Here is a 23,678-nt window from a genome sequence, read left to right on the forward strand (position 1 = left end):
AGCGAAATCAAGGAGGAGGGGCGAAGCCCCGGGGGACATTCGCGGAGGGAAGTACCCGGTGGCCTGGGCACGCGCCCCGAACAACCTCTCAAAGACGACAGACATGACAAGACTCATCGCCATCGACTGGGGCACAAGCTCGCTACGCGGTGCATTGCTCGACCCGAGCGGGCAGGTCATCGAAGAGCGCAGCGACGCCCGCGGCATCCTCACCGTGCCCGAGGGCGGCTTTCCTGCCGTGTTCGAGTCGCTGTTCGGCGACTGGATGCGCCTGGCAGACACGCGCTGCCTGATCTCCGGCATGGCCGGCAGCAAGCAGGGTTGGGTCGAAGCGCCCTACTGCCCCTGCCCCGCAGGCCGCGTGGAAGTGGGCCGCAAGATCATCGACATCGCCGCGATCCCTGGTGCGCGCATCGCCATCGTGCCCGGCCTCAGCGACGAACACGCCGGCGTGCCCGACGTGATGCGCGGCGAAGAGGTGCAGATCCTCGGCGCCATGACGATCACCGGCCTGGACGACGGCGTCTTCGTGCTGCCCGGCACCCACAACAAATGGGCCACGGTCAAGAAAGGCCGCGTCGCGGGCTTTCGCACCTACATGACGGGCGAGTTCTACGCGCTGCTGAGCCAGCACTCGATCCTGGGGCGCACGCTCGACGCGGCCGCGCCGCTCGACGAAGCCGCGTTCCTCGAAGGCGTGACGCGCTCCGAGAACGGCCACGGCCTGCTGCACAACGCCTTCGGCACGCGCACGCTCGCGCTGTTCGAGCGCATGCCGAAAGAGGAGCTGTCGAGCTACCTGTCGGGCCTGCTCATCGGCGAAGAACTGCGCACGCAATCCGTACAGGCCGTCGGCGAGGTCGTGCTGATCGGCTCTTCCGCCCTCACCCAACGCTACACCCTGGCCCTGCGCGCCACCGGCGTCGCCACGCGCACGCTCGGCGCCGAAGCCACCTGGGCCGGACTGCACACGCTGTCCGGCTTTCTCGACACCGACAGGACACCCGCCCCATGACCACGCCCCTCGATAAATTCAACGCCGCGATGCAGGCCCTGCCACTCGTGGCCATCCTGCGCGGCCTCTCGCCCGCCGAAGCCGCCGACGTGGGCGACGCCATCGTCGAGCCCGGCTTCCGGCTGCTCGAAGTGCCGCTCAATTCGCCGCAGCCGCTGGAGAGCATCGCGCTGATGCGCCAGCGCTTTCCGAACGCGCTGGTCGGCGCGGGCACCGTGCTCGACGCGAAGCAGGTGCGCGAGGTGCATGCGGCCGGCGGCGAGCTGATCGTGTCGCCCAACTTCAACGCCGACGTCATCGCCGAGGCCGCGCGCCTGGGCATGGTCTGCCTGCCCGGCGTGATGACGCCGACCGAGGCCTTCGGCGCGCTCGCGGCCGGCGCCACGGGCCTCAAGTTGTTCCCGGCCGAGCTGGCCTCGCCCGCCGTGGTCAAGGCCCTGCTCGCGGTGCTGCCCGCCGGCACGCCCGTGATGCCCGTGGGCGGCATCGCGCCCGACAACATGGGCACGTGGCGCGCGGCCGGCGCCGCCGGCTTCGGCATCGGCTCGTCGCTCTACAAGCCCGGCAAGACCGCCGCAGCCGTGCGCGAGGACGCGCAGCGCTTCGTGGCGGCCTGGGCCGGGCTGGTCCGCGCCTGATCCGACAAGACCCATCCACCACAAGAAAGAAGGAGACCCCCGCGATGTCCGCCGATTCCGAATACGCCAGCCCCGCCGTGCGCCAGTTGCGCGAAGACCTCGCGCTCGCATTGCGCGCCGCGGCCCACCACGGGCTGTCCGAAGGTGTGTGCAACCATTTCAGCGTGTTGCTGCCGGGCGCGCAGGACCGCTACCTCATCAACCCGCGCGGTCTGCACTGGAGCGAGATCGGCCCCGACGACATCGTGCTGATCGACGTGCACGGCGAAGTGCTCGCGGGCCGCCACCGCGTGGAGCCCACCGCCCTCTTCATCCACGGCGCAGTGCACCGGCTCACGGGCCACGCCGTGGTGCTGCATTGCCACATGCCCTATGCGACGGCGCTGACGCTCACAGTCGACCGCGCGCTCGACCCGACCGCCAGCCAGAACGCCATGCGCTACATGAACCGCATCGCCATCGACGCCGAGTACAACGGCCTGGCACTGGACGACGCCGAGGGCGAGCGCATCGCGCGCGCCATGGCCGGCAAGGACGTGGCCTTTCTCGCGAACCACGGCGTGATCGTGGCGGGCGGCACCATCGCGCATGCCTACGACGACCTGTACTACCTGGAGCGCGCCTGCCTGCACCAGGTGATCGCGCAATCGACCGGGCGCCCGCTGGTGCCCGTCAACGCCAAGCTGGCCGCGCATGTGGCGGCGCAGATCCAGGGCGAGAGGGAACAGTCCGATCTGTTCTTCGAAGCCCTGCGGCGCATGCTGCCGGCCCCGCAACGCTGAAAAAGCGCGAGCGCAGCGGCTTACAGCTCTTCATGCGATTTCGCTTCCGGCTTACAAGAACTTCACATAATGGCGCGACGATGAGGCATCGCAATCACTCCCCAGGAGTCGCCATGAAAAAGCTGACATTCGCCTTCGGTGCTGCCGCCCTGCTGTCGCTGGCCGCCCTCACCGCGCCGGCCCATGCCCAGGCCGGCGGCCCGTTCATCCAGGCCCAGGTGTACGTGACGCCCGCGCCGCCGCCGCGCCATCACTACTACGCCCCGCCGCCGCCCCCGCGCCACTACCACCCGGGCTACTACGACGGTCCGCGTCGCCACGGTTACTACGACCACGGCCGCCGCGATTGGGAAGGCCGTCGCCACGGCCGCCGGGACAACGACGGCGACGGTGTGCCCAACCGTTACGACCGTCGCCCGAACAACCCCTACCGCTATTGACGCACTTCAGACCGGCGGACTCGCATAAGCGGGCCGCTCGGTCGACAGGCTCTGCTTGAGTTGGCGCGTGACCTCATCGGCCAGCACCTCGGGCAGCCCCGCTTCCACGCCCGCCAGCGCCTGGCGCGCCGCGTCGTCAGGCGAGGTCTTGGGGCCAGGCAGGCGCGCCGCCATGTCGGTGTCCATGAGCGCCACGTGCAAGCTCGTGACCTGCGTGCCCTGTCCCGCCAGTTCGTTGCGCAATCCGTTGCTCAGCGACCAGGCCGCCGACTTGGTGGCGCTGTAGGTCGCCACGCCGGGGAACGTCGTCCAAGCCAGGGCCGACAGCACGTTGAGGACCGCACCGCCGCCGTTCGACGCGAGCACCGGCGCAAAGGCCTGCGTGAGCGCCCAGGGGCCGAAGAAGTTGGTCTCGAACTCGGCGCGCGCCGCGGCCACCGCGTCGGCCGAACCCAGGAAGCTCGATCCGCGCGAGATGCCCGCGTTGTTGACCAGCAGCGTCACGTCGCCGCAGGCGCGCACCGCGGCCTCGATCTGCGCGGGCTGCGTGACGTCGAGCGCCACGGGCACGACGCCCGCGAGCGTGATGCTCTTGGGGTCGCGCGCGGCCCCGTAGACCTTGCGGGCGCCGGCCGCGAGTGCCGCCTTGGCGAACGCCAGGCCGAGCCCCCGGTTGGCACCGGTGATGAAGACGACGGAATCCTTGATCTGCATGACGAGCCTTTCGTTAATGAAGAGATAGCGAGAGCGCTTCAGGCCTGCGCCACGCGGCGCAGCAGCCCTTGGGTCGTGCGCGGCCAGCCCACGCGGCCGAACCACGCACCGCCCGCGATGGCCGAGGCAATGACGATGCCGTACACCACCAGCGCCACGCCCTGCGCCGCGAACACGCCGGTGAGCCCGCCGCCCCAGCGCAGCGCCAGCCAGCCGCCCGTGCCCGCCACGGCGAGCCGCGCGATGTTGCCGAGCACCGGCCACAACAGCCGGCCCGCGCCCTGCGACGCGAAGTACAGCACCAGCCCGACGCCGAAGAAACCGTACAGCGGCCCCACCACGCGCAGGTAGTGTGCGCCGGTCTCGAGCATCACGGGGTCGTGGCCGAACAGCATCAGCCACGGACGCGGGAACAGCGCCGCGGCCAGCCCGATGACCTCGGCCATGCCGAAGGCCAGCGCCGCACCGGCCCAGGTGGCGCGCAGCGCGCGCTCGCGCAGCCCCGCGCCCATGCAGGTGCCGACCATCGCGACCAGCGGCGCACCGAGGCCGAACACCAGCGGCACCAGCAGGTACTCGAGCCGCGACGCGGTGCCGTAGCCGGCCAGCGCGCCCGCGCCGAAATGGCCGGTGAGCGCGGTGGCGATGCCGATCGACAGGTTCGTCGCCACGGTCGACACCGTGCCCACCAGCCCGATGCGCAGGATGTCGCGGAACAGCGGCCAGCGCATCTGGAACGCCGCCAGCGTGGGCCGCAGCAGGCTGCGCGGCGAGCGCAGGTAGGCGATGAGCGCGAGCGAGCCCAGCAGGTAATACAGCAGCAGCGCCAGCGCGCCGCCCGCGATGCCCATGCCGCCCCACGGCCCGATGCCGAAGATCAACAGCGGCGACGCCGGAACGAGGAACACCACGCCCACCACCGTCACGTTGGCCGGCACCGCCATGTTGCCGGTGCCGCGGATGATGGCGGACAGCGAGTTGAACAGCCACACCAGCACCGCGCCCGCGAACACCCAGTTCGAATACGTGAGCGCGGCTTCCAGCGCGGCGCCGGTGCCGCCCATCACGCCGTAGAGCCAGCGCCCGCCCAGCAGCAGCGCGAGCGTGAAGCACAGGCCGAAGCCGATCGCGATGACCACCGCGTGCCACACCAGCGCATCGGCGTCGCCCCGACGGCGCGCGCCCAGCGCACGTGCGATCGACGAGGCGATGCCGCCGCCCATCGCGCCGCTGGAGGTCATCTGCATCAGCATGACGATGGGGAACACCAGCGCCATGCCGGCCAGCGCGTCGGTGCCGAGCTTGCCGACGAAGTAGGTCTCGATGAGCCCGACGGAGGCCTGCGCCAGCATCACGAGCACATTGGGCGCGGCCAGCCGCAGCAACGTGGGGATGATGGGCGCCTCGAGCAGGCGGCGCGTGCGCGGGTCGAGGTCGCCGTTCGCTTGTTGGGGGGTGGTCATGCGGGTCTCCGGCGTTCAGGCGCGCGCGGCGGCGTTGGTGGTGGCCGCGGCCGGTGCAGCGGCGGTCTTGGCGGGACGGCGGATCGCCATGACGATCAGCGCCGCGAACAGGCAGGCCGCGCCGGCCGTGTACAGCGCGGGCGTGTAGGTCAGCAGCAGCGTGCGCGCAAAGCCCGCGCCGTAGGCCGCGGTGGCCGCGCCCAGCTGGTGGGCCGCGAAGATCCAGCCGAACACCAGCCCGACCTTCGCGGGGCCGAAAGCGGCGCCCGCGAGCTTGACGGTCGGCGGCACGGTGGCGATCCAGTCCAGCCCGTAGAACATCGCGAACAGCCCCAGGCCGTAGATCGTGAATTCGGAGTGCGGCAGCCAGAACAGCGACAGCCCGCGCAGGCCGTAGTACCAGAAGAGCAGCTTGCGGTTGTCGTAGCGGTCGGACAGCCAGCCCGACAGGATGGTGCCGACGAAGTCGAAGGCGCCCATCATCGCGAGCACCGAGGCGGCGGGCACGGCGCTCATGCCGTAGTCGCCGCACAGCGAGATGAAGTGCGTCTGCACCAGGCCGTTGGTGCTCAGGCCGCAGATGAAGAAGGTGCCGGCCAGGATCAGGAAGGTGCGGTTGGTCGCCACCTCGCGCAGCACGCGAAAGGGCGTGGCGAAGTTCATCGTGAAGGCGGGTGCCGGCGCCGGCTGCGTGCCGGGCGCTTCACCGTAGGGCAGCAGGCCGATGTCCGACGGCCGGTTGCGCACCAGGCACAGCGCGAGCAGCGCGATCACCACGCTGCCCACCACGATCGGCACGATGGCCGAGCGCCAGCCCCAGTGCTCGATCATCCAGGCCGCCAGCGGCAGGAAGGCCAGCTGGCCGGTGGCCGCGCTGGCCGTGAGCATGCCCACGACCAGGCCGCGCCGCGCGACGAACCAGCGGTTGGCCACCACGGCGCCGAGCACCAGCGCCGTCATGCCGGTGCCCAGGCCGAGCATCAGGCTCCACAGCACGAACAGCTGCCACAGCTGCGAGGCCGTGGTGACCAGCGCCATGCCCAGGCCGACCAGCGTGAGGCCGGCGCACATCACCGCGCGCAGGCCGTAGCGCTCCATCAGCACCGCGGCGAACGGGCCCATGAGGCCGAACAGGGCAAAGCGCAGCGCGAGCGCGGACGAGATCTGCTCGGTGCTCCAGCCGAACTCCTCGCCGAGCGGCTTCATCATCGCGCCCGGCAGGCCGAGCGCGGCCGACATGGTGAGCATGGTCAGGAAGGTGACGGCGGCGACGATCCAGCCGTAGTGGATGCCGCGGCGCTGCAGCCATGCGGAGACGTGGGTGGCGAACATGGGACCTCTGGAACTGTTGGAATGGGTCGGGGGAGAAACGAAGAGACAGGAAATCCGGCCGCGCGGCTGCGTAGACGCGGAACGTGTTCGTTGCTGAAGGTGGTGGGAAGCGTCAGTCCTGCACGTCGACCGGCTCGCCCGTGCCCAGCAGCGCGAGCGACTCGTCGATGAGCGCATGCAGCGCCAGCACGCGCTCCACGCCCAGCAGCGCATTGAGCTTGAGCTGCGCCGTCTTCCAGTGCTGCTGCGCCTCGCGCCACTTGGCGTCGCCGGCGTCGGTGAGCGACACCAGCCGGCTGCGCGCATCGGCGCCCGCCACTTGCGCCACCCAGCCCGCGGTGATCAACGGCTGCAGGTTGCGGCTCAGCGTGGACGCGGTCATCTTCAGCTCGCCCGCCAGGTCGACCGGGCGCATCGGGCCCAGGCGCTTGAGGTGCGACAGCAGCGAGTACTGCGTGGTCTTGAGGCCGCTGCGCGACACCTCGGCGTCGTAGTGCTGCGTCAGGCGGCGCATCAGCTGGCGCGTCTTGAAGCTGGTGCAGCCGCGGGGTTGGGTGGGTGTGTCCATGGGGTATTATTGTATGTGCAACTATTGCATATGCAATCAACCCCTCCCCGCAAAGCCCCCAGCAGGAACACAGGCATGACGCAGCAAGCTTTCACCGACACCCCCTCCCATCTGCTCGACGCATGGATCGCCGAAGAACGGCAGATCGCCGAGCGCCTCGAGAGCGGTCCCGGCCCCGGGCTCGCGCGCCCCGAGCAGGTCGCCGGCAAGACCGGCCTGGAGGTCATGCAGGCCATGCTCAACGGCGAGATTCCCTACGCCGCCATCGCCAAGACGCTGGACTTCACCATCGTCTCGGTCAGCAAGGGCATCGCCATCTTCCAGGGCACGCCGCTGCCGCAGCACCTGAACCCGCTGGGCACCATCCACGGCGGCTGGGTCGCCACGATGCTCGACTCGGCGCTGGGCTGCTCGGTCCACACCATGATGCCGCCCGGTCGCGCGTACACGACGGCCGAACTCAGCGTGAACTACGTCAAGGGCCTCACGCCGAAGGTGCAGCGCGTGCGCGCCGAGGGAAAGGTGATCCACTGCGGCAAGCAGCTCGCCACCGCCGAGGCCCGGCTGGTCGGGGCGGACGGCACGCTGTATGCGCATGCGACGACGACGTGCCTGGTGTTCGAGGTGCCGGCGGGGCGGTGAGGCGTTTCAAGTAGGCCCTCAAGCTGTAAGCCAAAAGGAAAACCCGCTCCTCCCTGTCAGTGATAATTGTTCGCATCAGCGACGGGCTCCGTCGTCGCCGATGCCTTTCCTAGAACACCTCACTGCACCTGGAGGATCCTCTTCATGACCGACCGTTCCGGCCCCCAGGGCCGCGTGGCGCACGCCCTCCTCGGCGTTTCCGCCGCCTGGCTCGCCCTCTCCGCCCTGCCCGCGCACGCCGCCAATGACGAGCTCACGCTCTACACGACGCGCGAGCCGGCGCTGATCCAGCCGCTGATCTCGGCGTTCAGCGCGCAGAGCAAGATCAAGGTCAACACGGTGTTCGTGAAGGACGGCCTGCTGGAACGCGTGAAGGCCGAAGGCGCGCGCTCGCCGGCCGACGTGCTGATGACGGTGGACATCGGCAACCTCGTCGACCTCGTCGAAGGCGGCGTGACGCAGCCGGTGAAGTCGGCCGCGCTCGAGTCGGCCATTCCGGCCAACCTGCGCGGCGCCGACGGCCAGTGGTTCGCGCTCTCGCTGCGCGCACGCGTGCTGTACGCCGACAAGAACCAGCCGCTGACCAGTTTCCGCTACGAAGACCTGGCCAACCCGAAGTACAAGGGCAAGGTCTGCATCCGCGCCGGCCAGCACCCCTACAACACGGCCCTGGTGGCCGCGATGATCGCGCACGACGGCGAAGCCAAGACCGAGCAGTGGCTGCGCGGCGTCAAGGGCAACCTGGCGCGCAAGGCCACCGGCGGCGACCGCGATGTGGCGCGCGACATCCTCGGCGGCATCTGCGACATCGGCGTGGCCAACTCGTACTACGTGGGTCAGATGAAGAGCGCCAAGGAAGGCACCGACGCGCGCAAGTGGGGCGACGCCATCAAGGTGATCCGCCCGACCTTTGCCAGCGCCAAGAGCGGCGGCACGCATGTGAACATCAGCGGCGCGGCCGTGGCCAAGAACGCACCGCAGCGCGCCAACGCGGTCAAGCTGCTCGAGTTCCTGGTGTCGGAACCGGCCCAGGCGCTGTACGCCGACGCCAACTACGAGTACCCGGTGCGCAAGGGCGTGGCCCTCGACCCGATCATCGGCCAGACCATCGGCGAGCTGAAGGTCGATCCGCTGCCGTTGACCGAGATTGCCAAGTACCGCAAGCAGGCCAGCGCCCTCGTCGACAAGGTCGGCTTCGACCAGTGACCTTGCATGGCCGGGCACACCTTGCCGGCAACTGAATGCTGATTGCGCGGCGCCAGCCGCCGGGCCTGCGCGCCGCGGGCCCGGCATGGCGCTGCGCGTCGTTCCTGATCGCCCTCGGCGTGCTCGCGCCGGTGCTCACGCTGGCCTGGCTCGCGTTCGGCTCGGGCGTCGGCCACTGGGGGCCGCTGTTCGCGCACGTGCTGCCGCAGGCGGCGCTCAACACGGCGCTGCTGCTCGCGGGCGTCGGCACCCTCGTCCTCGTGATCGGCACCGGCTGCGCCTGGCTGGTCACGGCGCATGATTTTCCCGGCCGCGGCGTGCTCAACTGGGCGCTGCTGCTGCCGCTGGCGATGCCGACCTACATCGTCGCCTTCGCCTACCTCGACCTGCTGCACCCGATCGGCCCCGTGCAGGGCGCGATCCGCTGGATGCTGGGCTTCGACAGCCCGCGCCAGTTCCGCCTGCCCGACCTGCGCTCGATGCCGGGCGCGATCTTCGTGCTGGGCTTCGTGCTCTATCCGTACGTCTACATGACGGCGCGCGCGATGTTCATGACCCAGCCGGCGCACCTGTTGGAAGCGGCGCGCACGCTGGGCGAGAGCCGCCGCGGCGCGTTCTTTCGCGTGGCGCTGCCGCTGGCGCGGCCGGCGCTGGCCGTGGGCCTGAGCCTGGCGCTGCTCGAGACGCTCAACGACATCGGCGCCTCCGAATTCCTCGGCGTGAACACGCTCACGGTGGCGGTCTACACCACCTGGATCACGCGCTCCGACCTGGCCGGCGCCGCGCAGATCGCCTGCGCGATGCTGTTCGTGGTGGTGGCGCTGGTCTGGCTCGAACGCAACGGCCGCCAGCACCAGCGCTTCGGTTCCGCGCAGCGCATGCGCGCGGTGCAGCCCCGGCGCCTGCACGGCGGCGCGGCCTGGGCCGCGACCGCGACGGCGGCGCTGCCGGTGCTGATCGGCTTTGTCGCGCCCGCGCTGTACCTGGTCTGGGAAAGCGGCAAGCGGCTGCACCAGGGCGGCGGCATTTCGCAGGGCCTCGTGGCCAGCCTGGGCAACACGCTGGCGCTGGCGGCCGGCGTGACGGTGGTGGCCGTGGCGGCGGGGCTGGTCGTGGCCTGGGCCTCGCGCAGCCAGGGCACGAGCCTCAACCGCGCCCGCTGGCAGGCGCGCGCGGCCACGCTGGGCTACGCGGTGCCGGGCACCGTGCTCGCCATCGGCCTGCTGACGCCGGCGCTGGCCTTCGACGCGGCGCTGGCCGGCGCGATGGGCTGGCAGGGCCTGCCGCTGATGGGCGCGGGCATCGTGCTGGTCATGGCCTGCGCCATCCGTTTCCTTGCGATGCCCGTGGGTGGCATCGAAGCCGGGCTGGCACGCATTCCGCCGGCCATCGAGCAGGCCTCGCGCCTGCTCGGCGAAACCACCGGCGGCACGCTGCGCCGCGTGCACCTTCCGCTGCTGCAGCCCGCCATCGCGGCGGGCGCGCTGCTGGTCTTCGTCGACGCCATGAAGGAGCTGCCGGCCACGCTGCTGCTGCGCCCGGCCAACTTCGACACCCTCGCCACCTGGCTCTACGCCGAGGCCGCGCGCGGCACCTATGAGGAAGGCGCGATCGCCGCGCTGGCCATCGTGGTCGCCGGCCTGCTGCCGGTGGTGCTGCTGGCGCGCAACCAGCTCGGCACGACGCCGGCGGTGACACCTCCCGACACGGACCCCGCATGAGTTCCCCGCTTCATCTCGACTCGCTCCAGCTCGCGTACGACACGCCGCGCGGCCCGCACACGGTGGTCGACGGCTTTTCGCTGGACCTGCCCGCGGGCGAGATCGCCTGCCTGTTCGGCCCCTCGGGCTGCGGCAAGACCACGGTGCTGCGCGCCATCGCCGGCTTCGAGCCCGTGCGCGCCGGCACCATCCGCCTCGGCGACGCACTGCTGTCGTCGCCCCAGAGGCACCTGCCGCCCGAGCAGCGGCGCGTGGGCATGATGTTCCAGGAGTACGCGCTGTTCCCGCACCTGTCGGCCGCCAGGAACGTGGCCTTCGGCCTGCGCCGCCTGGGCCGCGCGGCGCAGCAGGCTCGCGTGGCCGAGATGCTCGCGCTGGTCGGCCTGGCCGAGGCCGGCGAGCGCTACCCGCACGAACTGTCGGGCGGCCAGCAGCAGCGCATCGCGCTGGCCCGCGCGCTGGCGCCCTCGCCCGCCCTGCTGCTGCTGGACGAGCCGTTCTCCAACCTCGACGGCGGCACGCGCGAGCGCCTGACCGCCGAGGTGCGCGGCATCCTGAAGAAGGCCGGGCAGACCGCGATCCTGGTCACGCACAACGAGGCCGAAGCGCATGCGATGGCCGACCGCATCGGCGTGATGCACAACGGGCGGATCACGCACTGGCTCGAGACGGCCTCGTAACGAAAGGCCTCACGATGCGCAACGCGACCCGACTCTTCCTCGCGTGGGCGACGTTGCTCGGGTCGGCGATGCCGGCCCTGGCAGAAGTCCGTACGGTCTACCAAGGCACCCTCGGCACCAGCGAGGTCGTGCTCGAAGTGAATGCCTCCGGCGGCGGGCGGTATTTCTATCGCCGCCACGGTGTCGACATTCCTCTCTCCGGGCCGGTGACGAAGCTCGTGGAAGCCATCCCGATCCAGGGCGAGGCGATGTACCGGGCGGCACAAGGCGGCAACGCGCCGTTATTCGAAGACGCGCAGACCCGACAGCCGGGTCCGACATGGCGCGGCCAGGCGATCGACGGCACTTTTGCCGGAAGCTGGAGCGATGGCCCCGGCAAGCAGAACGTCGCGTTCGAGCTTCGACAGGTTCGCCAGTACGACCCAGACCGGAGTCCCGGCGCCACTGCGCCGGTGACGCGCGCCATCCCGCCAGGCAACACCACTGGCGCGGCTTCGGACGCACCGGTTTCCATAGAGACGGCCCCCTACGACCACCTGAAGCTGCAGACATCGCTCAAGCAAGGCGCGGAGCACGTCAGCGGTCCCATGGCATGGCGCATGGTCGTCGATCCGCGCACGCGCTTCTCTTACCCGCGGCTCACCCGGCACCCGAATGCGCGCGTGGTCGAGAAGGTCAACGCCATCCTCGCGCGCAGGCACGGACAGCTCAGCCTCGCCGCGCTCGAATGCAAGGCCACCCTCTACACCGAGACGCATCCGGCGGCCGGCTCGCTGGGAAACTACGACGCGGAATCGGTGCGCGTCACCTTTCTCAGCCCGACGCTGATGAGCGTCGTCGAATCGGGAAGCGCCGACTGCGGCGGCGCCCATCCCCACAACCACTACGCGCCCTACACACTCGACCTGGTCCGTGGCGAGTACCTCGACTTCGAACGCCTGTTCCGCGCGTTCACCAGGACGCCGGACGGGTTCGTGCCGAGCCAGACGCTCATGGCGCTGATCGGGAAGAAGCTGAAGGCAGAGGGACGTGGGCCCGAATCCGCAGCCGCCGCAGACCCGCAGCACTACACGGGTTGCGACGAGGTGTGGCCCCAGTACCTGGCATTGCATTTCGAGCGCACCCGCGGGCGCGATGCGCTGGCCGTCGCGGTCAGCGGCGTGCCGCATGCGCTCGGCGCCTGCCTCGGCACCACGGTGGCGCTGCCGTTCACCGAACTCAAGCCCCTTCTCAAGCCTGCGGCCGGCGCATACCTTTTTCCCAAGCCGTAGCAACCGGGCGCCGCCCGAATGGGCTTTTCCAGAAAAGGTTGTTCAGGACCGCAAGAATCGCGGCGATCCGACCACCCCTTTCTTCGAAGACGGAACGCCCCATGACCCAGGCCCTCACCCTCGTCAGCCACCTGCTGTGCCCCTACGTGCAACGCGCCGCGATCGCGCTGCACGAGAAGAACGTGCCCTTCGAGCGCGTCGTGATCGATCTGGCGAACAAGCCCCAATGGTTCCTCGACATCTCGCCGCTGGGCAAGGTGCCGCTGCTGAAGGTGCAGCGCCCCGACGGTACGGAAACCGTGCTGTTCGAGAGCAACGTGATCTGCGAATACCTCGAAGAGACGCAACCCGGCGCCCGCCTGCACCCCGAAGACCCGCTCGCACGTGCACAGCACCGTGCATGGATGGAGTTCGGCTCGGCCATCCTCGCCGACCTGTGGGGCTACGAGACCACGCAGGACGCCGCCGTGTTCGCGCAGAAGCGCGACGCGCTGGCCGCCAAGTTCGAACGCGTCGAGGCCGCGCTGGGGCAAGGCCCCTATTTCGCGGGCGAAGCCTTCAGCCTCGTCGACGCGGTGTTCGCACCGGTGTTCCGCTACTTCGAGGTGTTCGACGCGATCAGCGATTCGCACCTGTTCGATGCGCTGCCCAAGGTGAATGCCTGGCGCCATGCGCTGGCGGCGCGGCCCAGCGTGCGCGCGGCGGTGGTGCCCGAGTACCCACGGCACCTGATGGATTTCCTGAAGAAGTACCAAGCGCACCTGCTGACGCTGGCGGCTTGATCGCAAGAAGCAGAGGGCGACAATAGCCCCCTTCCCCCCATAACGACACGACCCACGAGATGCGACTTCTCCACACCATGCTGCGCGTTGGCAATCTCCAGCGCTCCATCGACTTCTACACGCAGGTGCTCGGCATGACGCTGCTGCGCACGTCGGAAAACCCCGAATACAAGTACAGCCTCGCCTTCGTCGGCTACGGCAACGGCAACCCCGACCAGGCCGAGATCGAGCTCACCTACAACTGGGGCACCGAGCGCTACGAGCTCGGCACCGCCTACGGCCACATCGCGCTCGGCGTGCCCGACGCCTACGCGGCCTGCGACAAGATCAAGGCCGCCGGCGGTAACGTGACGCGCGAGGCCGGTCCGGTCAAGGGCGGCACGACGGTGATCGCCTTCGTGACGGACCCTGACGGCTACAAGATTGAATTGATCCAACGCAACGAGAACGCCGCGGGCGGCGGCCTGCGCTGAGCCGTTTCGGGCCGCACCCCACACCATGGCAAGCCCGAAGAAAAAGAAAGACGCGCCGCTGACGCGCTACGTCGCCCTGCTGCGCGGCGTGAACGTCAACGGCATCACGATCAAGAGCGCCGACCTGAAGGCGCTGTTCGTCGACGAACTCGGCTTCGGCGCGGTGCGCACGGTGCTCGCCAGCGGCAACGTGCTGTTCGACACCGACGCGCCCGATGCCGCCGCGCTGCGCACGCGCATCGAGCAGGCGCTGCGCCAGTGCTTCGGCTACGAGGCGTGGATCGTGCTGCTCACACAGCAGCGCGTGGCCGACATGGCCGCGAGCTACCCCTTCGAACGCATCGACGACACGCACCACCCGTACCTCGTGTTCGGCTCCGACGCCGCGATGCTCGACGAGATCATGGACAAGGCCGGCGCGGTCGATTCCAAGGTCGAGCGGCTGGTGCGCGGCGATGGCGTGCTGTACTGGCAGTGCCCGCGCGGCGAAAGCCTGGAGACGCCGGTGGCCAAGCTGCTCGCGAAGACCCGCTACAAGTCGAGCACCACCACGCGCAACCTGCGCACGGTGGAAAAGCTCATCACGGACTGATTGATCAGCAGCCCAGCCGGTCGGCCAGCGCGACGATGTCGCGCACATGCAGGCTGTTGTCCGGCTGCGGCGACACGTCCTTCGGCTGGTTGCGGCCGAATTCGTGGGGCCGCTCGATGTACGCCGTCTTCAGGCCGCACACGCGCGCGGCCGCCAGGTCGTCGTGGTGCGCCGCGGCGAGCATGACCTGCCCCGGCGTCGCGTCGAACACGCCCGCCACCCCGAGGTAGGTGCGCGGGTCGGGCTTGTAGGCCTTGAACACCTCGGCCGACAGCACGCAGTCCCAGGGCAGGCCGGCGCGCTTGGCCATCTCGGTGAGCAGGCCGATGTTGCCGTTGGAGAGCGTGCAGATGGTGAACTTCTTCTTGAGCCGCGTGAGCCCCTCGACCGCGTCGGGCCAGGCCGGCAGGCGGTGCCAGGCGCGGCTCAGGTCGCGCTTGGCGGCGCTGTCGAGGTGGTCGGCCAGGCTGAAGTCGTGCAGCACCTGTTCGAGCATGCTCAGGTGCAGCTCGTCGAGCAGCGTGAAGCCGCCCTCGCCGGCCGCGATGCGTTCCATCACGGCCTTCATGGCGGGCTGGTAGCCGGCGCGCCAGGCCAGCGCAAAGGCCGCGCCGTCCACGCCGGGCAGCACGCGCTCGACCTCGGCCGCGATGCCGCTGTGCCAGTCGACCACCGTGCCGAACACGTCGAACGCGATGACCTTCAGGTCGCCCGCGTCGAAATCGGCCGACATACTCAGCGCGGCAGCTGGCTCGCGGCGCGCGCCAGTTGCTCGATGCGGGTCCAGTCGCCGTCGCGGATGGCGTCGGTCGGCACGATCCACGAACCGCCCACGCAGGCCACGTTCGACAGCGCGAGGAACTCGGCCGCGTTGCCCGCATGGATGCCGCCCGTGGGGCAGAAGGTTACGTCGCCGAACGGGCCCTGCCAGGCCTTGAGCATCGGCAGGCCGCCGGCCTGCAGCGCGGGGAAGAACTTCAGCTGGGTGTAGCCGTCTTCCTGCGCCGTCATGATCTCGCTGCCGGTGGCCACGCCGGGCAGCAGCGGCAGGCCGAGGTCGTGGCAGGCCTTGCCGACCGCACGCGTGTAGCCCGGGCTCACGCCGAACTTGGCGCCGGCCAGCGCCGAGGCCTGCGCGTCGGCCGCGCTGCGGATGGTGCCGGCGCCGGCGACGGCCTCGGGCACTTCCTTGGCGATGGCCTCGATGCATTGCAGCGCCTGCGGCGTGCGCAGTGTGACTTCGAGCATGCGGATGCCGCCGGCGACCAGCGCGCGCGCCAGCGGCACGGCGTGCTTCACGTCGTTGAGCACGATGACCGGGATGACCGGGGCGTCGCGCATCACGTCGAGGGGGGTGAGTCTGTCTGTCATCTCATGGCTCCAAAAATTTCTTGCGGCCCGCGTAGGGCCCCATCACATCCAGGTGCAGGCGCCCTCTTCGGCGGTCAGTGCGTTGCGGCGCATGCCGGCGAACAGTTCGCGGCCCAGGCCGTGCCCGTCCGCGATGCGTTGCGCGTCGGACAGTGTCGCGGTCTCTCGCGCGGCCCATTCGTCTTCGGGCAGCAACACCGCGAGCGTACCCGCTACGGCGTCGAGGCGGATCAGGTCGCCGTCGCGCACCTTGGCCAGCGGACCGCCGGCGGCGGCTTCGGGCGACACGTGGATGGCGGCCGGGATCTTGCCCGAGGCGCCGCTCATGCGGCCGTCAGTCACCAGCGCCACGCGGAAGCCCTTGCCCTGCAGCACCGACAGCGGCGGCGTGAGCTTGTGCAGCTCGGGCATGCCGTTGGCCTGCGGGCCCTGCCAGCGCACCACGCAGACCACGTCGCGCTCCAGCTCGCCGGCCGTGAACGCTTTTTGCAGCGCGGCCTGCGAGTCGAACACGCGGGCCGGCGCTTCGATGACGTGGCGGTCGTCGGGCACCGACGACACCTTGATCACGCTGCGCCCCAGGTTGCCGCTGAACAGCTTGAGGCCGCCGGTGGCGCTGAAGGGGCTGGCCACCGGGCGCGTGACGGCTTCTTTCTGCAGCGGTGCAGCGGGCGTCCATTGCAGCGTGTTCTCGCCGGTCAGCGACGGGATGTTGGCGAATTCGCGGATGCCGCCGGCGCGCACCGTGAGCACGTCGGCGTGCATCAGGCCGGCCTCGACCAGCTCGCCGATCACGAAGCCCGGGCCGCCGCAGGCCTGGAACTCGTTCACGTCGGCACTGCCGTTGGGGTACACGCGCGTGAGCAGCGGCACCACGTCGGACAGCTGGGAGAAGTCGTCCCAGTCGATGAGGATGCCCGCGGCGCGCGCCACGGCCACCCAGTGGATCAGGTGGTTGGTGGAGCCGCCCGTGGCCAGCAGCGCGACCATGGCGTTGACGATGCAGCGCTCGTCGACCATCTCGCCGATCGGCGGGCAGTTGAAGGCGGTGTCGCTCGCCTTGCCGAGCACCGATCGCACGGCCTCGCGCGTGAGCGTCTCGCGCATGGCGTCGCCGGGCTGGATGAAGGCCGTGCCGGGCACGTGCAGGCCCATGGCCTCCAGCAGCATCTGGTTGCTGTTGGCAGTGCCATAGAAGGTGCAGGTGCCGACCGTGTGATAGGCGGCCATCTCGGCCTCGAGCAGGCCCTGGCGGCCCACGAGGCCCTGCGCCGCCTGCTCGCGCACCTTCGACTTGGCGGTGTTCGACAGGCCCGAGGGCATCGGCCCGGCGGGCACGAACACGGTGGGCAGGTGGCCGAAGTGCAGCGCGCCGATGAGCAGGCCCGGCACGATCTTGTCGCACACGCCGAGCATCAGGGCGCCGTCGAACATGTCGTGCGTGAGGGCGACGGCGGTACTCATGGCGATCAGGTCGCGGCTGAACAGGCTCAGCTCCATGCCGGGCGTGCCCTGCGTGACGCCGTCGCACATGGCGGGCACACCGCCGGCGACCTGCGCCGTGGCGCCGTGGCGGCGGGCCTCGTGCTTGATGATGTCCGGGTAGCCTTGGTACGGCGCGTGGGCCGAGAGCATGTCGTTGTAGGCGGTGACGATGCCCAGGTTGGGCGCGCGCTCGGCCACCACCTTGAACTTGTCGTTGGCCGGGATGCCGGCCACGGCGTGCGCCACGTTGGCGCAGCCCATGCGGTCGGAGCCGCGGTCGCGGGCGCGGATCTCGGCCAGGCGCGTGAGGTAGGTGCTGCGCGTGTCGCGGCTGCGCGCGCGGATGCGATCGGTGACGTCGCGGACGGTGGGGTGTGTGCTGCTCATGGGGAAGTTGGCTCTTGCTGCGTGTCGCCGGCGCGACTGTGGGCCTGGAGGCCCATCGTACCAATTCGAGCGCGACGCGCCGATGAAATCCGGCCGCAGAACGATACGAAATTACTCAGGCATGCACCCGGTCGCGTGCAGGCACAAAAAAACCCGGCCATGCCGGGTTTTTCCTTGGGGGATGCAAAAGGCCGGATCGCTCAGTCGACCAGCCGGACCTCGACGCGGCGCGCCTCGGCGTTGTTGCCCGATCCGGCGGTGACGGCGGGCTTTTGCAGGTCGATCTTCTCGGCCGGCACGCCCAGGCCTGCCAGCACCTCGCGCACCATCTGGGCGCGCTTCTTGGCCAGTTCCTCGTTCACTGCGGCGTCGCCGGTGGCGTCGTGGAAGCCCGAGACCACCGCCTTGCGGCCACCCTCGACGCCCTTGATGACCAGGGCCAGCGCCTCGGCCGCGCCCGGTGCGAGGTCGGCGCTGCCGGTCGCGAAGTAGAAGTTCACCACGCCGCCCACCACGCGGATGCTGGCGCCGTCGGGGATCACCACGGTGACGGTCTCGGTGACTTCGGTCACCTGCACCGCGCCGCCCGGCGCCGCTGAAGCCGAAGCCGCGACAGCGGGCTTGGCCTGCGCGGCCGTCGCGCCCAGGCCCTTGTGCCAGAAGGCGACGCCGATCACGAACATGATCACGAGCGCGATCAATGCCACCAGGAAGCCGAGGGCGAAATTCTGCTGGCTGTCGTCGTTGTTCATGGAAGCGCGGTCTCCGTAGGAAAGGGGTCGGTAAATAATGGTGCGGTGAACCATGATCACGAAATTGTAGGCGCCACCCCCGACACCCCCGTGTCAGCCGGCGCGCCGGACCCCGGTCCGCCGGGTCTCGACCCCATGCCCCGTCCGCTGCGCGACCCGCAGCCGATGCTGGAACGCGCGATCGCCGACTGGGGCGGACGCGACGATCTCTGGCTGTTCGGCTACGGCTCGCTGATCTGGCGGCCCGAGTTCGGCTTTGCGGAACGGCGCGCGGCCTCGGTGCACGGCTGGCACCGCGCGCTCAAGATGTGGAGCCGCGTCAACCGCGGCAGCGTGCAGACGCCGGGCTTGGTGTTCGGGCTGCTCTCGGGCGGCAGTTGCCGGGGCGTGGTGTTCCGCGTGCCGAGGGCCGAGGGCCTGGAGACGCTCAAACGCCTCTGGCTGCGCGAGATGCCGACAGGCGTGTACGACCCCAAGTGGCTGCAATGCGGCACCGCCGAAGGGCCGGTGCGCGCGCTGGCCTTCACGCTGTCACGGCGCAGCCCCAACTTCACGGGCGAGCTCAGCGACGAGCGCTACCGCCACATCTTCGCGAATGCCGTGGGCCGCTACGGCAGCTCGCTCGACTACGCGCGCCAGACCCTGCTCGAGCTGCAGCGCCATGCGATCCACGACGCGGCGCTGGCCCGGCTGGTGGCGCTGGCCGCCGAGCCGCCATTTCAGACACCCACCGATTGCGGGACAGCCCCGGCTCCGGTATACGTTGCGGGGTCTTCGGACACCGCGTCCTCTCAACCCTCCACCCCGTTCATCAATAAGGAAAACCAATGATCCATCGCCGTCTCCTCGCCACTGGCACCGCCCTCCTCGCCACTGCCGTGCTCGCCGCCTGCGGCAGCATGGGCGGCAAGCCGAGCACCACGGTCGAGCTGACGCCGACCGCCGCCGTCACGCCCAACCCCGCGCGCGGCTCGGTGACGCTCACCGCCCTCGACCACGGCGTGCGCGTGTCCGGCGAGGTGCGCGGCCTGGCGCCGGGCAGCGAGCACGGTTTCCACATCCATGAAAAGGGCGACTGCGGCAACAACGGCAACGCCTCGGGCGGCCACTTCAACCCGGCCGGCGGCACGCACGGCAAGTTCTCCGCGCCCGGCAGCCACGCCGGCGAACTGCCCAGCCTGGTGGCCGATGCCAGCGGCGTGGCGCGCTTCAGCGTCGACAACCACGCGATCTCGCTGACCGACGGCACCGCCAACAACGTGCGCGGCCGTGCGCTCGTGGTGCACCGCGACCGCGACGACTTCACGACGCAGCCCGCCGGCAACTCCGGCCCGCGCGTGCTCTGCGCGGTCGTTGCCCAGAACTAAGCAGAAAGTGTGAGTGGTCAGGCGCCCGCGCGCGCCTGCCAGAGCGCCTCGGCCCGCGCCAGGGCCTCGGGCGTGTCGATGTCGGTCACGACGCCGGCATCGTCCACGGCCAGGTCGACGACCGAATCGATGGCACGCATCGCACGCAGGACGGACGATGCGCCCAGATTCCCCTCCAGCGCCGCCAGCTGCGCCCAGCAGCCCGCCGCAAAGCCCACCGGATGCCCGCGCTCGCCCCGGTACCCCGGCTGCACGGCATTCACCCGCCCGCCGAGCGCGGCGGCCACCGCCCGCAGCGTCGCGGGCTGCACCAACGGCAGGTCGCCCGGCAGGATCAGCCAGCCCGCAGCGTGGGGCGTGGCGCGCACGGCCGCGGCAATCGAGTCGCCCATGCCGGGGTGACCCGCGTCTTCCAGGTGCCACGGCAGGCCGCTCGCGCGCACCGCGTCGAGCGTGCGCTCGAGCACGGGCCGGCCCGCGAGCAGCGCCTTCAGCTTGGAGCCCGTGCCGCCGGCCGCGATGAAACGCTCGCCACGGCCCGAGGCCAGCACGATCACGGTCGGGGAGTTCGCCTCTGTCGTCGTCATGGGCCGAGTATGTGCGCAACAATCCCGGCATGACTTCTTCTCCTCTTTCCAAGGACGCGCTGGCCGCGCTGCGCAAGAGCTACGAGCGCGCCGAGCTCGACGAGACCCGCAGCGCCCCCGACCCGATCCAGCAGTTCGAGCGCTGGCTCACCGAGGCCGTCGACGCGCACATCCCCGAGCCCAACGCGATGACGCTGAGCACCGTGGGCAGCGACCTGCGGCCGTCCAGCCGCATCGTGCTGATCAAGGGCTACGACGCACGCGGCATCGTCTGGTACACCAACTACGACAGCCGCAAGGGCCGCGAGCTGTCGGGCAACCCGTATGCCTCGCTGCAGTTCCATTGGGTCGAGCTGGAGCGCGTGGTGCGCATCGAGGGCCGCGTGGAACGGGTCAGCGCCGAGGAGAGCGACGCCTACTACGCCAGCCGCCCGCTCGATTCACGCATCGGCGCCTGGGCCAGCCCGCAAAGCGAAGTGATCAGCGGACGCGACGTGCTGGTGAAGAACGCCGCCGTGCACGCCGCCAGGCACCTGCTCTCGCCGCCGCGTCCGCCGCACTGGGGCGGCTTCCGGCTGGTGCCCGACCGCTGGGAGTTCTGGCAGGGCCGCAAGAGCCGGCTGCACGACCGGCTGCGCTACCGGCTCGAAGGTGCGGACTGGGTGCGCGAACGCCTCGCGCCCTGAGCCTGGCTCAGGCCTCGCAACCGGCCACCTTGAATTCGACGCGCCGGTCCAGCGCGTCGCTCGCATCGTCGGCGCCCGTGCCGACGATGTTCTCGCGAAAGCCCATGCCGGCTTCGCGCAGCTTCCTCGACAGCGGCGGCGCCTCGCCCACCAGCCGCGCCTTGACGCTGGTCGCGCGCTGCAGCGACAGCCGCTCGTTGACCGCCTCCGAGCCCGTGCGGCTCGTGTGGCCCGTGACCACCACGCACGCATCGATCTGCGCAGCCTGCCGCGCGATCTGGCGCAGCCACATCGGGTAGGCCGCGCTGATCTTCGGGTCGACCAGGAAGTCGGTCGAGCCCGGCTTGAACAAAAACTTGACGCTCAGGTTGTTGCTCTCGAGCCCCAGCCGCGCCAGCGTGCCGAAGGTGCGCTCGGCATCGGCCGTGCGGCCCAGCTGCGACTGCGTGAGGTACAGCCCGCTGTAGATGCGCAGCTGCTGCCCATCGGACCGCTTCGACGCGGCCTCGTAGCGGCTCAGGGCCTCGCTCATGCGGCCGGCCTCGTAGGCGGCGGTGGCCTCCTGCAGCACGGTGGCGGTCGGCAGGCGCTCCAGGTACAGCGCATCGGCGGCCTGCCCGGCCGGCGTCTCGGCGGTGCGGATGTAGCCTTCCACGCCGCGGTCCTTGCCATTCACGGGGCTGTCGCGGAAGAAAGCGGTGGGCCGCGTGTCGAGCGAGGCGTCGCTGATGCGCGCCACCGACTGCGCGATCACCATGCCGCTCTTGATCTCGGTCATGGCGAGGTTCAGCCGGTACGGCGCGCCCGAGGCGTCCTTGTCGCGCACCAGCGTGCCGTTGAGCACGTACTGCGCGCTGCCGATCTCGTTGGCGTTGAACGGCGTCACGGTGAACTGCTTGAACTGCGCCTGCATGCGCTGCACGATGCGCTGCTCGGCCCCGCGCGTCACCTCGGTCTGCTGGCCGCTGGCACCTTCGAGCAGCGGGTCGATCACGATGCGCCGCTGCGTCAGCGTCGACTCCACCTTGGCCAGGAAGGCTGGCAGTTTCTGGGTCTGCACCATGAGGTCGTCGACCGCCTGGGTGACGGCCTGGTCGAAGGGCATGGCGCTGCTGGGCGCGGGGCGGTGCGCGCAGGCGGTGGCCAGCAGCGCGGCGGTGCACAGCGCCAGCACGCGCCACAGGGTGCGGGGCGCGGCGGTGTTCGCTGTGTTCGTGTGGGTCGTGGTCATCAGCACTGGCTCCTCAAAATGGTCATGTCCTGGTCCGACAGCGGCTCGCCGACGGCGGCGCGCATGTTGATCTCGCTGCAGCGTTTCGATGGCGCGGGGCGTCGCTCGGCGGGCTCGCGATGCGCCTCGGGCGCCGGGGCCGGCGCTGCGGTGGCGGTGATCTGCGGGCGCGGCTTCGGCGCCGGCCGCACGACGGCGGGCTTGGGCTCCACGTCCCTGGCCGGCGGTGCCTCGGCCGGCACGGGAACGGCCAGGCAGGGCGTGCGGCATGGCTTGGCCTCGCCCGCCGCATGCGCGCGTGCGCCGTGCAGCGCGATCACCGTCGCGACCACCGCCGTCACTGCAAGGGCAAGGGGCGAAACACGCGCCGGGTAGATCGTCATCAGCCGGCAAATGTAGGGGCGCGAACGCCGCTCGCCAGCCCACCAAACGGCCACCCCTGCCAAACGGCATAGGGCTAGCGCTGTCGCTCAGTCGGGCAAAAGTTCGCGAAAGGCGCGGAAGAAATGGGGGCCGTCAGGGCAACCACTGCACCCAGGTCATCACCAGGGTGAGCGTGCCCAGCGCCAGCACGGTCGACACGGCGACGCTGGCCGTGACCAGGTCTTCGGCGCTGCGGTAGCGCTGCGAGAACAGGAACACGTTGGCGCCGATGGGCAGCGCCGCCGCTACCACCATCACGGTGAGCGGAATGCCGCGCACGCCCAGCAGCCAGCCGATGAGCGCCACCAGCAGCGGGTGCACGAGGTTCTTCACCAGCGCCTGCGCCAGCGCGCCGCGCCAGTGGCGCCCGATGGGCGTGAGCGCGAGCGTGATGCCCACCATCACCAGCGCGACCGGCCCGAAGGCCTGGCCCAGCAGCTGGATCGGCTTGTCGATCACCTCGGGCATCACGAGGCCCGTCTGCGCGAACAGCAGGCCCGCAATGATCGGCAGCGGCACCGGATGGATGATGGCGTTGCGCAGTGCGCGCCCCACGGTGCGCGCCATGGAGCGCCGGTCGGCGCCGCTCACCGCCGCGTGCTCGCGCGCCACGGCCAGCTCGAGCACCACCGTGGCGCTGGTCATGAGCACGAGCGAATGCAGCGAGATCAGCGTGAGCAGCACCACCATGCCGGGCTCGCCGTAGGCCAGGCCGATCAGCGCGATGCCGATCATCACGGTGTTGCTGTAGGTGTTGGCCAGCGCGAGCACCGCGCCCGTGCGGTTGAAGCCGCGCCACGCGAGCGTGGCCGCGAACAGCAGGCCCGAGGCGATGAAGTACGCCGCCACGGGCTTCAGGCTCAACTCCTGCACGTGCACCGTGCTCATGGCGCGGAACAGCAGCGCGGGCGCGAGCAGCAGGAAGATGAGGTTCGACAGGTCTTTCACCGCATTGCCGCCGATCCACCGGCGCCGACCGGCGAGGTAGCCGGCGGCAATGAGGAGAACAACGGGCAGCAGGGAAGAAATGACGAACGAATTCACCCGGCGAGGATAGCGCGCGCCCGTCG

27 protein-coding genes are annotated in these 23,678 nt (G+C 70.2%); 15 read left to right on the top strand and 12 right to left on the bottom strand.

Annotated elements, in window-relative coordinates:
• Positions 1 to 103: 103 nt before the first annotated feature.
• The 4 genes from AC07Y4_RS13630 to AC07Y4_RS13645 all read left to right on the top strand — a co-directional run bounded on the left by AC07Y4_RS13630 (position 104) and on the right by AC07Y4_RS13645 (position 2,875).
• A complete protein-coding gene (locus tag AC07Y4_RS13630) occupies positions 104 to 1,015 on the top strand; it encodes a 2-dehydro-3-deoxygalactonokinase (protein WP_495274681.1) in 912 nt (303 codons plus the stop codon).
• Positions 1,012 to 1,653, top strand: a complete 642-nt coding sequence (locus AC07Y4_RS13635; RefSeq protein ID WP_159275915.1) for a 2-dehydro-3-deoxy-6-phosphogalactonate aldolase — start codon at positions 1,012 to 1,014, stop codon at positions 1,651 to 1,653. Before AC07Y4_RS13630 ends, AC07Y4_RS13635 begins: the two co-directional genes overlap by 4 nt.
• Before the next feature lie 44 nt (positions 1,654 to 1,697).
• Positions 1,698 to 2,435, top strand: coding sequence for an aldolase (locus tag AC07Y4_RS13640; RefSeq protein WP_095746253.1), 738 nt, complete (start codon positions 1,698 to 1,700; stop codon positions 2,433 to 2,435).
• Between the two features lie 113 nt (positions 2,436 to 2,548).
• Positions 2,549 to 2,875, top strand: a complete 327-nt coding sequence (locus AC07Y4_RS13645) for a hypothetical protein (protein ID WP_095746254.1) — start codon at positions 2,549 to 2,551, stop codon at positions 2,873 to 2,875.
• Between the two features lie 6 nt (positions 2,876 to 2,881).
• Here AC07Y4_RS13645 and AC07Y4_RS13650 read toward each other — a convergent pair whose 3' ends face one another.
• From AC07Y4_RS13650 to AC07Y4_RS13665, 4 genes are all read right to left on the bottom strand, one after another.
• Positions 2,882 to 3,589, bottom strand: a complete 708-nt coding sequence (locus AC07Y4_RS13650; protein ID WP_369629651.1) for an SDR family oxidoreductase — start codon at positions 3,587 to 3,589, stop codon at positions 2,882 to 2,884.
• A 38-nt stretch (positions 3,590 to 3,627) separates the two neighbouring features.
• Positions 3,628 to 5,052, bottom strand: a complete 1,425-nt coding sequence (locus tag AC07Y4_RS13655; RefSeq protein ID WP_095949010.1) for an MATE family efflux transporter — start codon at positions 5,050 to 5,052, stop codon at positions 3,628 to 3,630.
• A gap of 15 nt (positions 5,053 to 5,067) precedes the next feature.
• Positions 5,068 to 6,384, bottom strand: coding sequence for an MFS transporter (locus tag AC07Y4_RS13660; protein ID WP_095746257.1), 1,317 nt, complete (start codon positions 6,382 to 6,384; stop codon positions 5,068 to 5,070).
• Positions 6,385 to 6,496: 112 nt separating this feature from the next.
• Entirely contained in the window at positions 6,497 to 6,952 is a 456-nt protein-coding gene (locus tag AC07Y4_RS13665; protein ID WP_070062480.1) for a MarR family winged helix-turn-helix transcriptional regulator, read from the bottom strand.
• 75 nt (positions 6,953 to 7,027) lie between these two features.
• On the opposite strand from AC07Y4_RS13665, the gene AC07Y4_RS13670 reads away from it, so the two are divergent.
• The 8 genes from AC07Y4_RS13670 to AC07Y4_RS13705 all read left to right on the top strand — a co-directional run bounded on the left by AC07Y4_RS13670 (position 7,028) and on the right by AC07Y4_RS13705 (position 14,319).
• Entirely contained in the window at positions 7,028 to 7,594 is a 567-nt protein-coding gene (locus tag AC07Y4_RS13670) for a PaaI family thioesterase (protein ID WP_487848228.1), read from the top strand.
• A 144-nt stretch (positions 7,595 to 7,738) separates the two neighbouring features.
• Positions 7,739 to 8,800 (top strand): Fe(3+) ABC transporter substrate-binding protein, encoded by a 1,062-nt coding sequence (locus AC07Y4_RS13675; RefSeq protein ID WP_495274682.1) that lies wholly within the window; start codon positions 7,739 to 7,741, stop codon positions 8,798 to 8,800.
• A 35-nt stretch (positions 8,801 to 8,835) separates the two neighbouring features.
• Positions 8,836 to 10,521 (top strand): ABC transporter permease, encoded by a 1,686-nt coding sequence (locus tag AC07Y4_RS13680; RefSeq protein ID WP_495274683.1) that lies wholly within the window; start codon positions 8,836 to 8,838, stop codon positions 10,519 to 10,521.
• Positions 10,518 to 11,201, top strand: coding sequence for an ABC transporter ATP-binding protein (locus tag AC07Y4_RS13685; RefSeq protein WP_487848225.1), 684 nt, complete (start codon positions 10,518 to 10,520; stop codon positions 11,199 to 11,201). Before AC07Y4_RS13680 ends, AC07Y4_RS13685 begins: the two co-directional genes overlap by 4 nt.
• 14 nt (positions 11,202 to 11,215) lie before the next feature.
• Positions 11,216 to 12,472, top strand: coding sequence for a hypothetical protein (locus AC07Y4_RS13690; protein WP_487848224.1), 1,257 nt, complete (start codon positions 11,216 to 11,218; stop codon positions 12,470 to 12,472).
• A 101-nt stretch (positions 12,473 to 12,573) separates the two neighbouring features.
• Positions 12,574 to 13,254, top strand: a complete 681-nt coding sequence (locus AC07Y4_RS13695) for a glutathione S-transferase family protein (RefSeq protein ID WP_495274684.1) — start codon at positions 12,574 to 12,576, stop codon at positions 13,252 to 13,254.
• A 59-nt stretch (positions 13,255 to 13,313) separates the two neighbouring features.
• On the top strand, positions 13,314 to 13,727 hold the full coding sequence (gene gloA, locus AC07Y4_RS13700; RefSeq protein WP_307587386.1) for a lactoylglutathione lyase: 414 nt from the start codon (positions 13,314 to 13,316) through the stop codon (positions 13,725 to 13,727).
• A gap of 25 nt (positions 13,728 to 13,752) precedes the next feature.
• Positions 13,753 to 14,319 (top strand): DUF1697 domain-containing protein, encoded by a 567-nt coding sequence (locus AC07Y4_RS13705; RefSeq protein WP_495263153.1) that lies wholly within the window; start codon positions 13,753 to 13,755, stop codon positions 14,317 to 14,319.
• Positions 14,320 to 14,323: 4 nt separating this feature from the next.
• On the opposite strand, the gene AC07Y4_RS13710 is transcribed toward AC07Y4_RS13705, so the two are convergent.
• The 4 genes from AC07Y4_RS13710 to AC07Y4_RS13725 all read right to left on the bottom strand — a co-directional run bounded on the left by AC07Y4_RS13710 (position 14,324) and on the right by AC07Y4_RS13725 (position 18,314).
• On the bottom strand, positions 14,324 to 15,052 hold the full coding sequence (locus AC07Y4_RS13710) for a haloacid dehalogenase type II (protein WP_447746308.1): 729 nt from the start codon (positions 15,050 to 15,052) through the stop codon (positions 14,324 to 14,326).
• A gap of 2 nt (positions 15,053 to 15,054) precedes the next feature.
• Complete coding sequence (eda, locus tag AC07Y4_RS13715) at positions 15,055 to 15,690, bottom strand: bifunctional 4-hydroxy-2-oxoglutarate aldolase/2-dehydro-3-deoxy-phosphogluconate aldolase (RefSeq protein WP_095949017.1); 636 nt, start codon at positions 15,688 to 15,690, stop codon at positions 15,055 to 15,057.
• A 42-nt stretch (positions 15,691 to 15,732) separates the two neighbouring features.
• A complete protein-coding gene (gene edd, locus AC07Y4_RS13720; RefSeq protein WP_495274685.1) occupies positions 15,733 to 17,562 on the bottom strand; it encodes a phosphogluconate dehydratase in 1,830 nt (609 codons plus the stop codon).
• 200 nt (positions 17,563 to 17,762) lie between these two features.
• Positions 17,763 to 18,314: an OmpA family protein gene (locus AC07Y4_RS13725; RefSeq protein ID WP_492728006.1), complete on the bottom strand. Its 552-nt coding sequence runs from the start codon at positions 18,312 to 18,314 to the stop codon at positions 17,763 to 17,765.
• Between the two features lie 135 nt (positions 18,315 to 18,449).
• Here AC07Y4_RS13725 and AC07Y4_RS13730 point away from each other — a divergent pair, with 135 nt between their 5' ends.
• Both AC07Y4_RS13730 and AC07Y4_RS13735 read left to right on the top strand, forming a co-directional pair.
• Positions 18,450 to 19,145, top strand: a complete 696-nt coding sequence (locus AC07Y4_RS13730; protein WP_487848219.1) for a gamma-glutamylcyclotransferase — start codon at positions 18,450 to 18,452, stop codon at positions 19,143 to 19,145.
• Complete coding sequence (locus tag AC07Y4_RS13735; RefSeq protein WP_159270842.1) at positions 19,142 to 19,681, top strand: superoxide dismutase family protein; 540 nt, start codon at positions 19,142 to 19,144, stop codon at positions 19,679 to 19,681. The genes AC07Y4_RS13730 and AC07Y4_RS13735 overlap by 4 nt, the downstream gene beginning before the upstream one ends.
• A 17-nt stretch (positions 19,682 to 19,698) precedes the next feature.
• Here the strand turns inward: AC07Y4_RS13735 and AC07Y4_RS13740 are convergent, their stop codons facing one another.
• Positions 19,699 to 20,268 (bottom strand): nucleotidyltransferase family protein, encoded by a 570-nt coding sequence (locus AC07Y4_RS13740; RefSeq protein ID WP_495274686.1) that lies wholly within the window; start codon positions 20,266 to 20,268, stop codon positions 19,699 to 19,701.
• Positions 20,269 to 20,297: 29 nt separating this feature from the next.
• On the opposite strand from AC07Y4_RS13740, the gene pdxH reads away from it, so the two are divergent.
• A complete protein-coding gene (pdxH, locus tag AC07Y4_RS13745) occupies positions 20,298 to 20,954 on the top strand; it encodes a pyridoxamine 5'-phosphate oxidase (protein ID WP_495274687.1) in 657 nt (218 codons plus the stop codon).
• Between the two features lie 7 nt (positions 20,955 to 20,961).
• Here the strand turns inward: pdxH and AC07Y4_RS13750 are convergent, their stop codons facing one another.
• From AC07Y4_RS13750 to AC07Y4_RS13760, 3 genes are all read right to left on the bottom strand, one after another.
• Complete coding sequence (locus tag AC07Y4_RS13750) at positions 20,962 to 22,185, bottom strand: OmpA family protein (protein ID WP_495274688.1); 1,224 nt, start codon at positions 22,183 to 22,185, stop codon at positions 20,962 to 20,964.
• A complete protein-coding gene (locus tag AC07Y4_RS13755) occupies positions 22,185 to 22,568 on the bottom strand; it encodes a hypothetical protein (protein WP_495274689.1) in 384 nt (127 codons plus the stop codon). Before AC07Y4_RS13755 ends, AC07Y4_RS13750 begins: the two co-directional genes overlap by 1 nt.
• Positions 22,569 to 22,701: 133 nt before the next feature.
• Positions 22,702 to 23,652: an AEC family transporter gene (locus tag AC07Y4_RS13760; RefSeq protein ID WP_369629669.1), complete on the bottom strand. Its 951-nt coding sequence runs from the start codon at positions 23,650 to 23,652 to the stop codon at positions 22,702 to 22,704.
• Positions 23,653 to 23,678: the final 26 nt, after the last annotated feature.

This window comes from Variovorax sp. GW460-12-1-14-LB1 (assembly GCF_059423605.1).

Bases quoted from the DNA above. Each gene is read 5' to 3' on its own strand.
- AC07Y4_RS13735 (WP_159270842.1), top strand. From the start codon at position 19,142: ATGATCCATCGCCGTCTCCTCGCCACTGGCACCGCCCTCCTCGCCACT.
- AC07Y4_RS13630 (WP_495274681.1), top strand. From the start codon at position 104: ATGACAAGACTCATCGCCATCGACTGGGGCACAAGCTCGCTACGCGGT.
- AC07Y4_RS13640 (WP_095746253.1), top strand. From the start codon at position 1,698: ATGTCCGCCGATTCCGAATACGCCAGCCCCGCCGTGCGCCAGTTGCGC.
- gloA (WP_307587386.1), top strand. From the start codon at position 13,314: ATGCGACTTCTCCACACCATGCTGCGCGTTGGCAATCTCCAGCGCTCC.
- AC07Y4_RS13755 (WP_495274689.1), bottom strand. From the start codon at position 22,568: ATGACGATCTACCCGGCGCGTGTTTCGCCCCTTGCCCTTGCAGTGACG.
- AC07Y4_RS13665 (WP_070062480.1), bottom strand. From the start codon at position 6,952: ATGGACACACCCACCCAACCCCGCGGCTGCACCAGCTTCAAGACGCGC.
- AC07Y4_RS13740 (WP_495274686.1), bottom strand. From the start codon at position 20,268: ATGACGACGACAGAGGCGAACTCCCCGACCGTGATCGTGCTGGCCTCG.
- AC07Y4_RS13750 (WP_495274688.1), bottom strand. From the start codon at position 22,185: ATGACCACGACCCACACGAACACAGCGAACACCGCCGCGCCCCGCACC.
- AC07Y4_RS13650 (WP_369629651.1), bottom strand. From the start codon at position 3,589: ATGCAGATCAAGGATTCCGTCGTCTTCATCACCGGTGCCAACCGGGGG.
- AC07Y4_RS13675 (WP_495274682.1), top strand. From the start codon at position 7,739: ATGACCGACCGTTCCGGCCCCCAGGGCCGCGTGGCGCACGCCCTCCTC.
- AC07Y4_RS13695 (WP_495274684.1), top strand. From the start codon at position 12,574: ATGACCCAGGCCCTCACCCTCGTCAGCCACCTGCTGTGCCCCTACGTG.
- AC07Y4_RS13690 (WP_487848224.1), top strand. From the start codon at position 11,216: ATGCGCAACGCGACCCGACTCTTCCTCGCGTGGGCGACGTTGCTCGGG.
- AC07Y4_RS13670 (WP_487848228.1), top strand. From the start codon at position 7,028: ATGACGCAGCAAGCTTTCACCGACACCCCCTCCCATCTGCTCGACGCA.
- eda (WP_095949017.1), bottom strand. From the start codon at position 15,690: ATGACAGACAGACTCACCCCCCTCGACGTGATGCGCGACGCCCCGGTC.
- AC07Y4_RS13680 (WP_495274683.1), top strand. From the start codon at position 8,836: ATGCTGATTGCGCGGCGCCAGCCGCCGGGCCTGCGCGCCGCGGGCCCG.
- AC07Y4_RS13710 (WP_447746308.1), bottom strand. From the start codon at position 15,052: ATGTCGGCCGATTTCGACGCGGGCGACCTGAAGGTCATCGCGTTCGAC.
- edd (WP_495274685.1), bottom strand. From the start codon at position 17,562: ATGAGCAGCACACACCCCACCGTCCGCGACGTCACCGATCGCATCCGC.
- AC07Y4_RS13660 (WP_095746257.1), bottom strand. From the start codon at position 6,384: ATGTTCGCCACCCACGTCTCCGCATGGCTGCAGCGCCGCGGCATCCAC.
- AC07Y4_RS13655 (WP_095949010.1), bottom strand. From the start codon at position 5,052: ATGACCACCCCCCAACAAGCGAACGGCGACCTCGACCCGCGCACGCGC.
- AC07Y4_RS13635 (WP_159275915.1), top strand. From the start codon at position 1,012: ATGACCACGCCCCTCGATAAATTCAACGCCGCGATGCAGGCCCTGCCA.
- AC07Y4_RS13705 (WP_495263153.1), top strand. From the start codon at position 13,753: ATGGCAAGCCCGAAGAAAAAGAAAGACGCGCCGCTGACGCGCTACGTC.
- AC07Y4_RS13645 (WP_095746254.1), top strand. From the start codon at position 2,549: ATGAAAAAGCTGACATTCGCCTTCGGTGCTGCCGCCCTGCTGTCGCTG.
- AC07Y4_RS13725 (WP_492728006.1), bottom strand. From the start codon at position 18,314: ATGAACAACGACGACAGCCAGCAGAATTTCGCCCTCGGCTTCCTGGTG.
- AC07Y4_RS13685 (WP_487848225.1), top strand. From the start codon at position 10,518: ATGAGTTCCCCGCTTCATCTCGACTCGCTCCAGCTCGCGTACGACACG.
- pdxH (WP_495274687.1), top strand. From the start codon at position 20,298: ATGACTTCTTCTCCTCTTTCCAAGGACGCGCTGGCCGCGCTGCGCAAG.
- AC07Y4_RS13730 (WP_487848219.1), top strand. From the start codon at position 18,450: ATGCCCCGTCCGCTGCGCGACCCGCAGCCGATGCTGGAACGCGCGATC.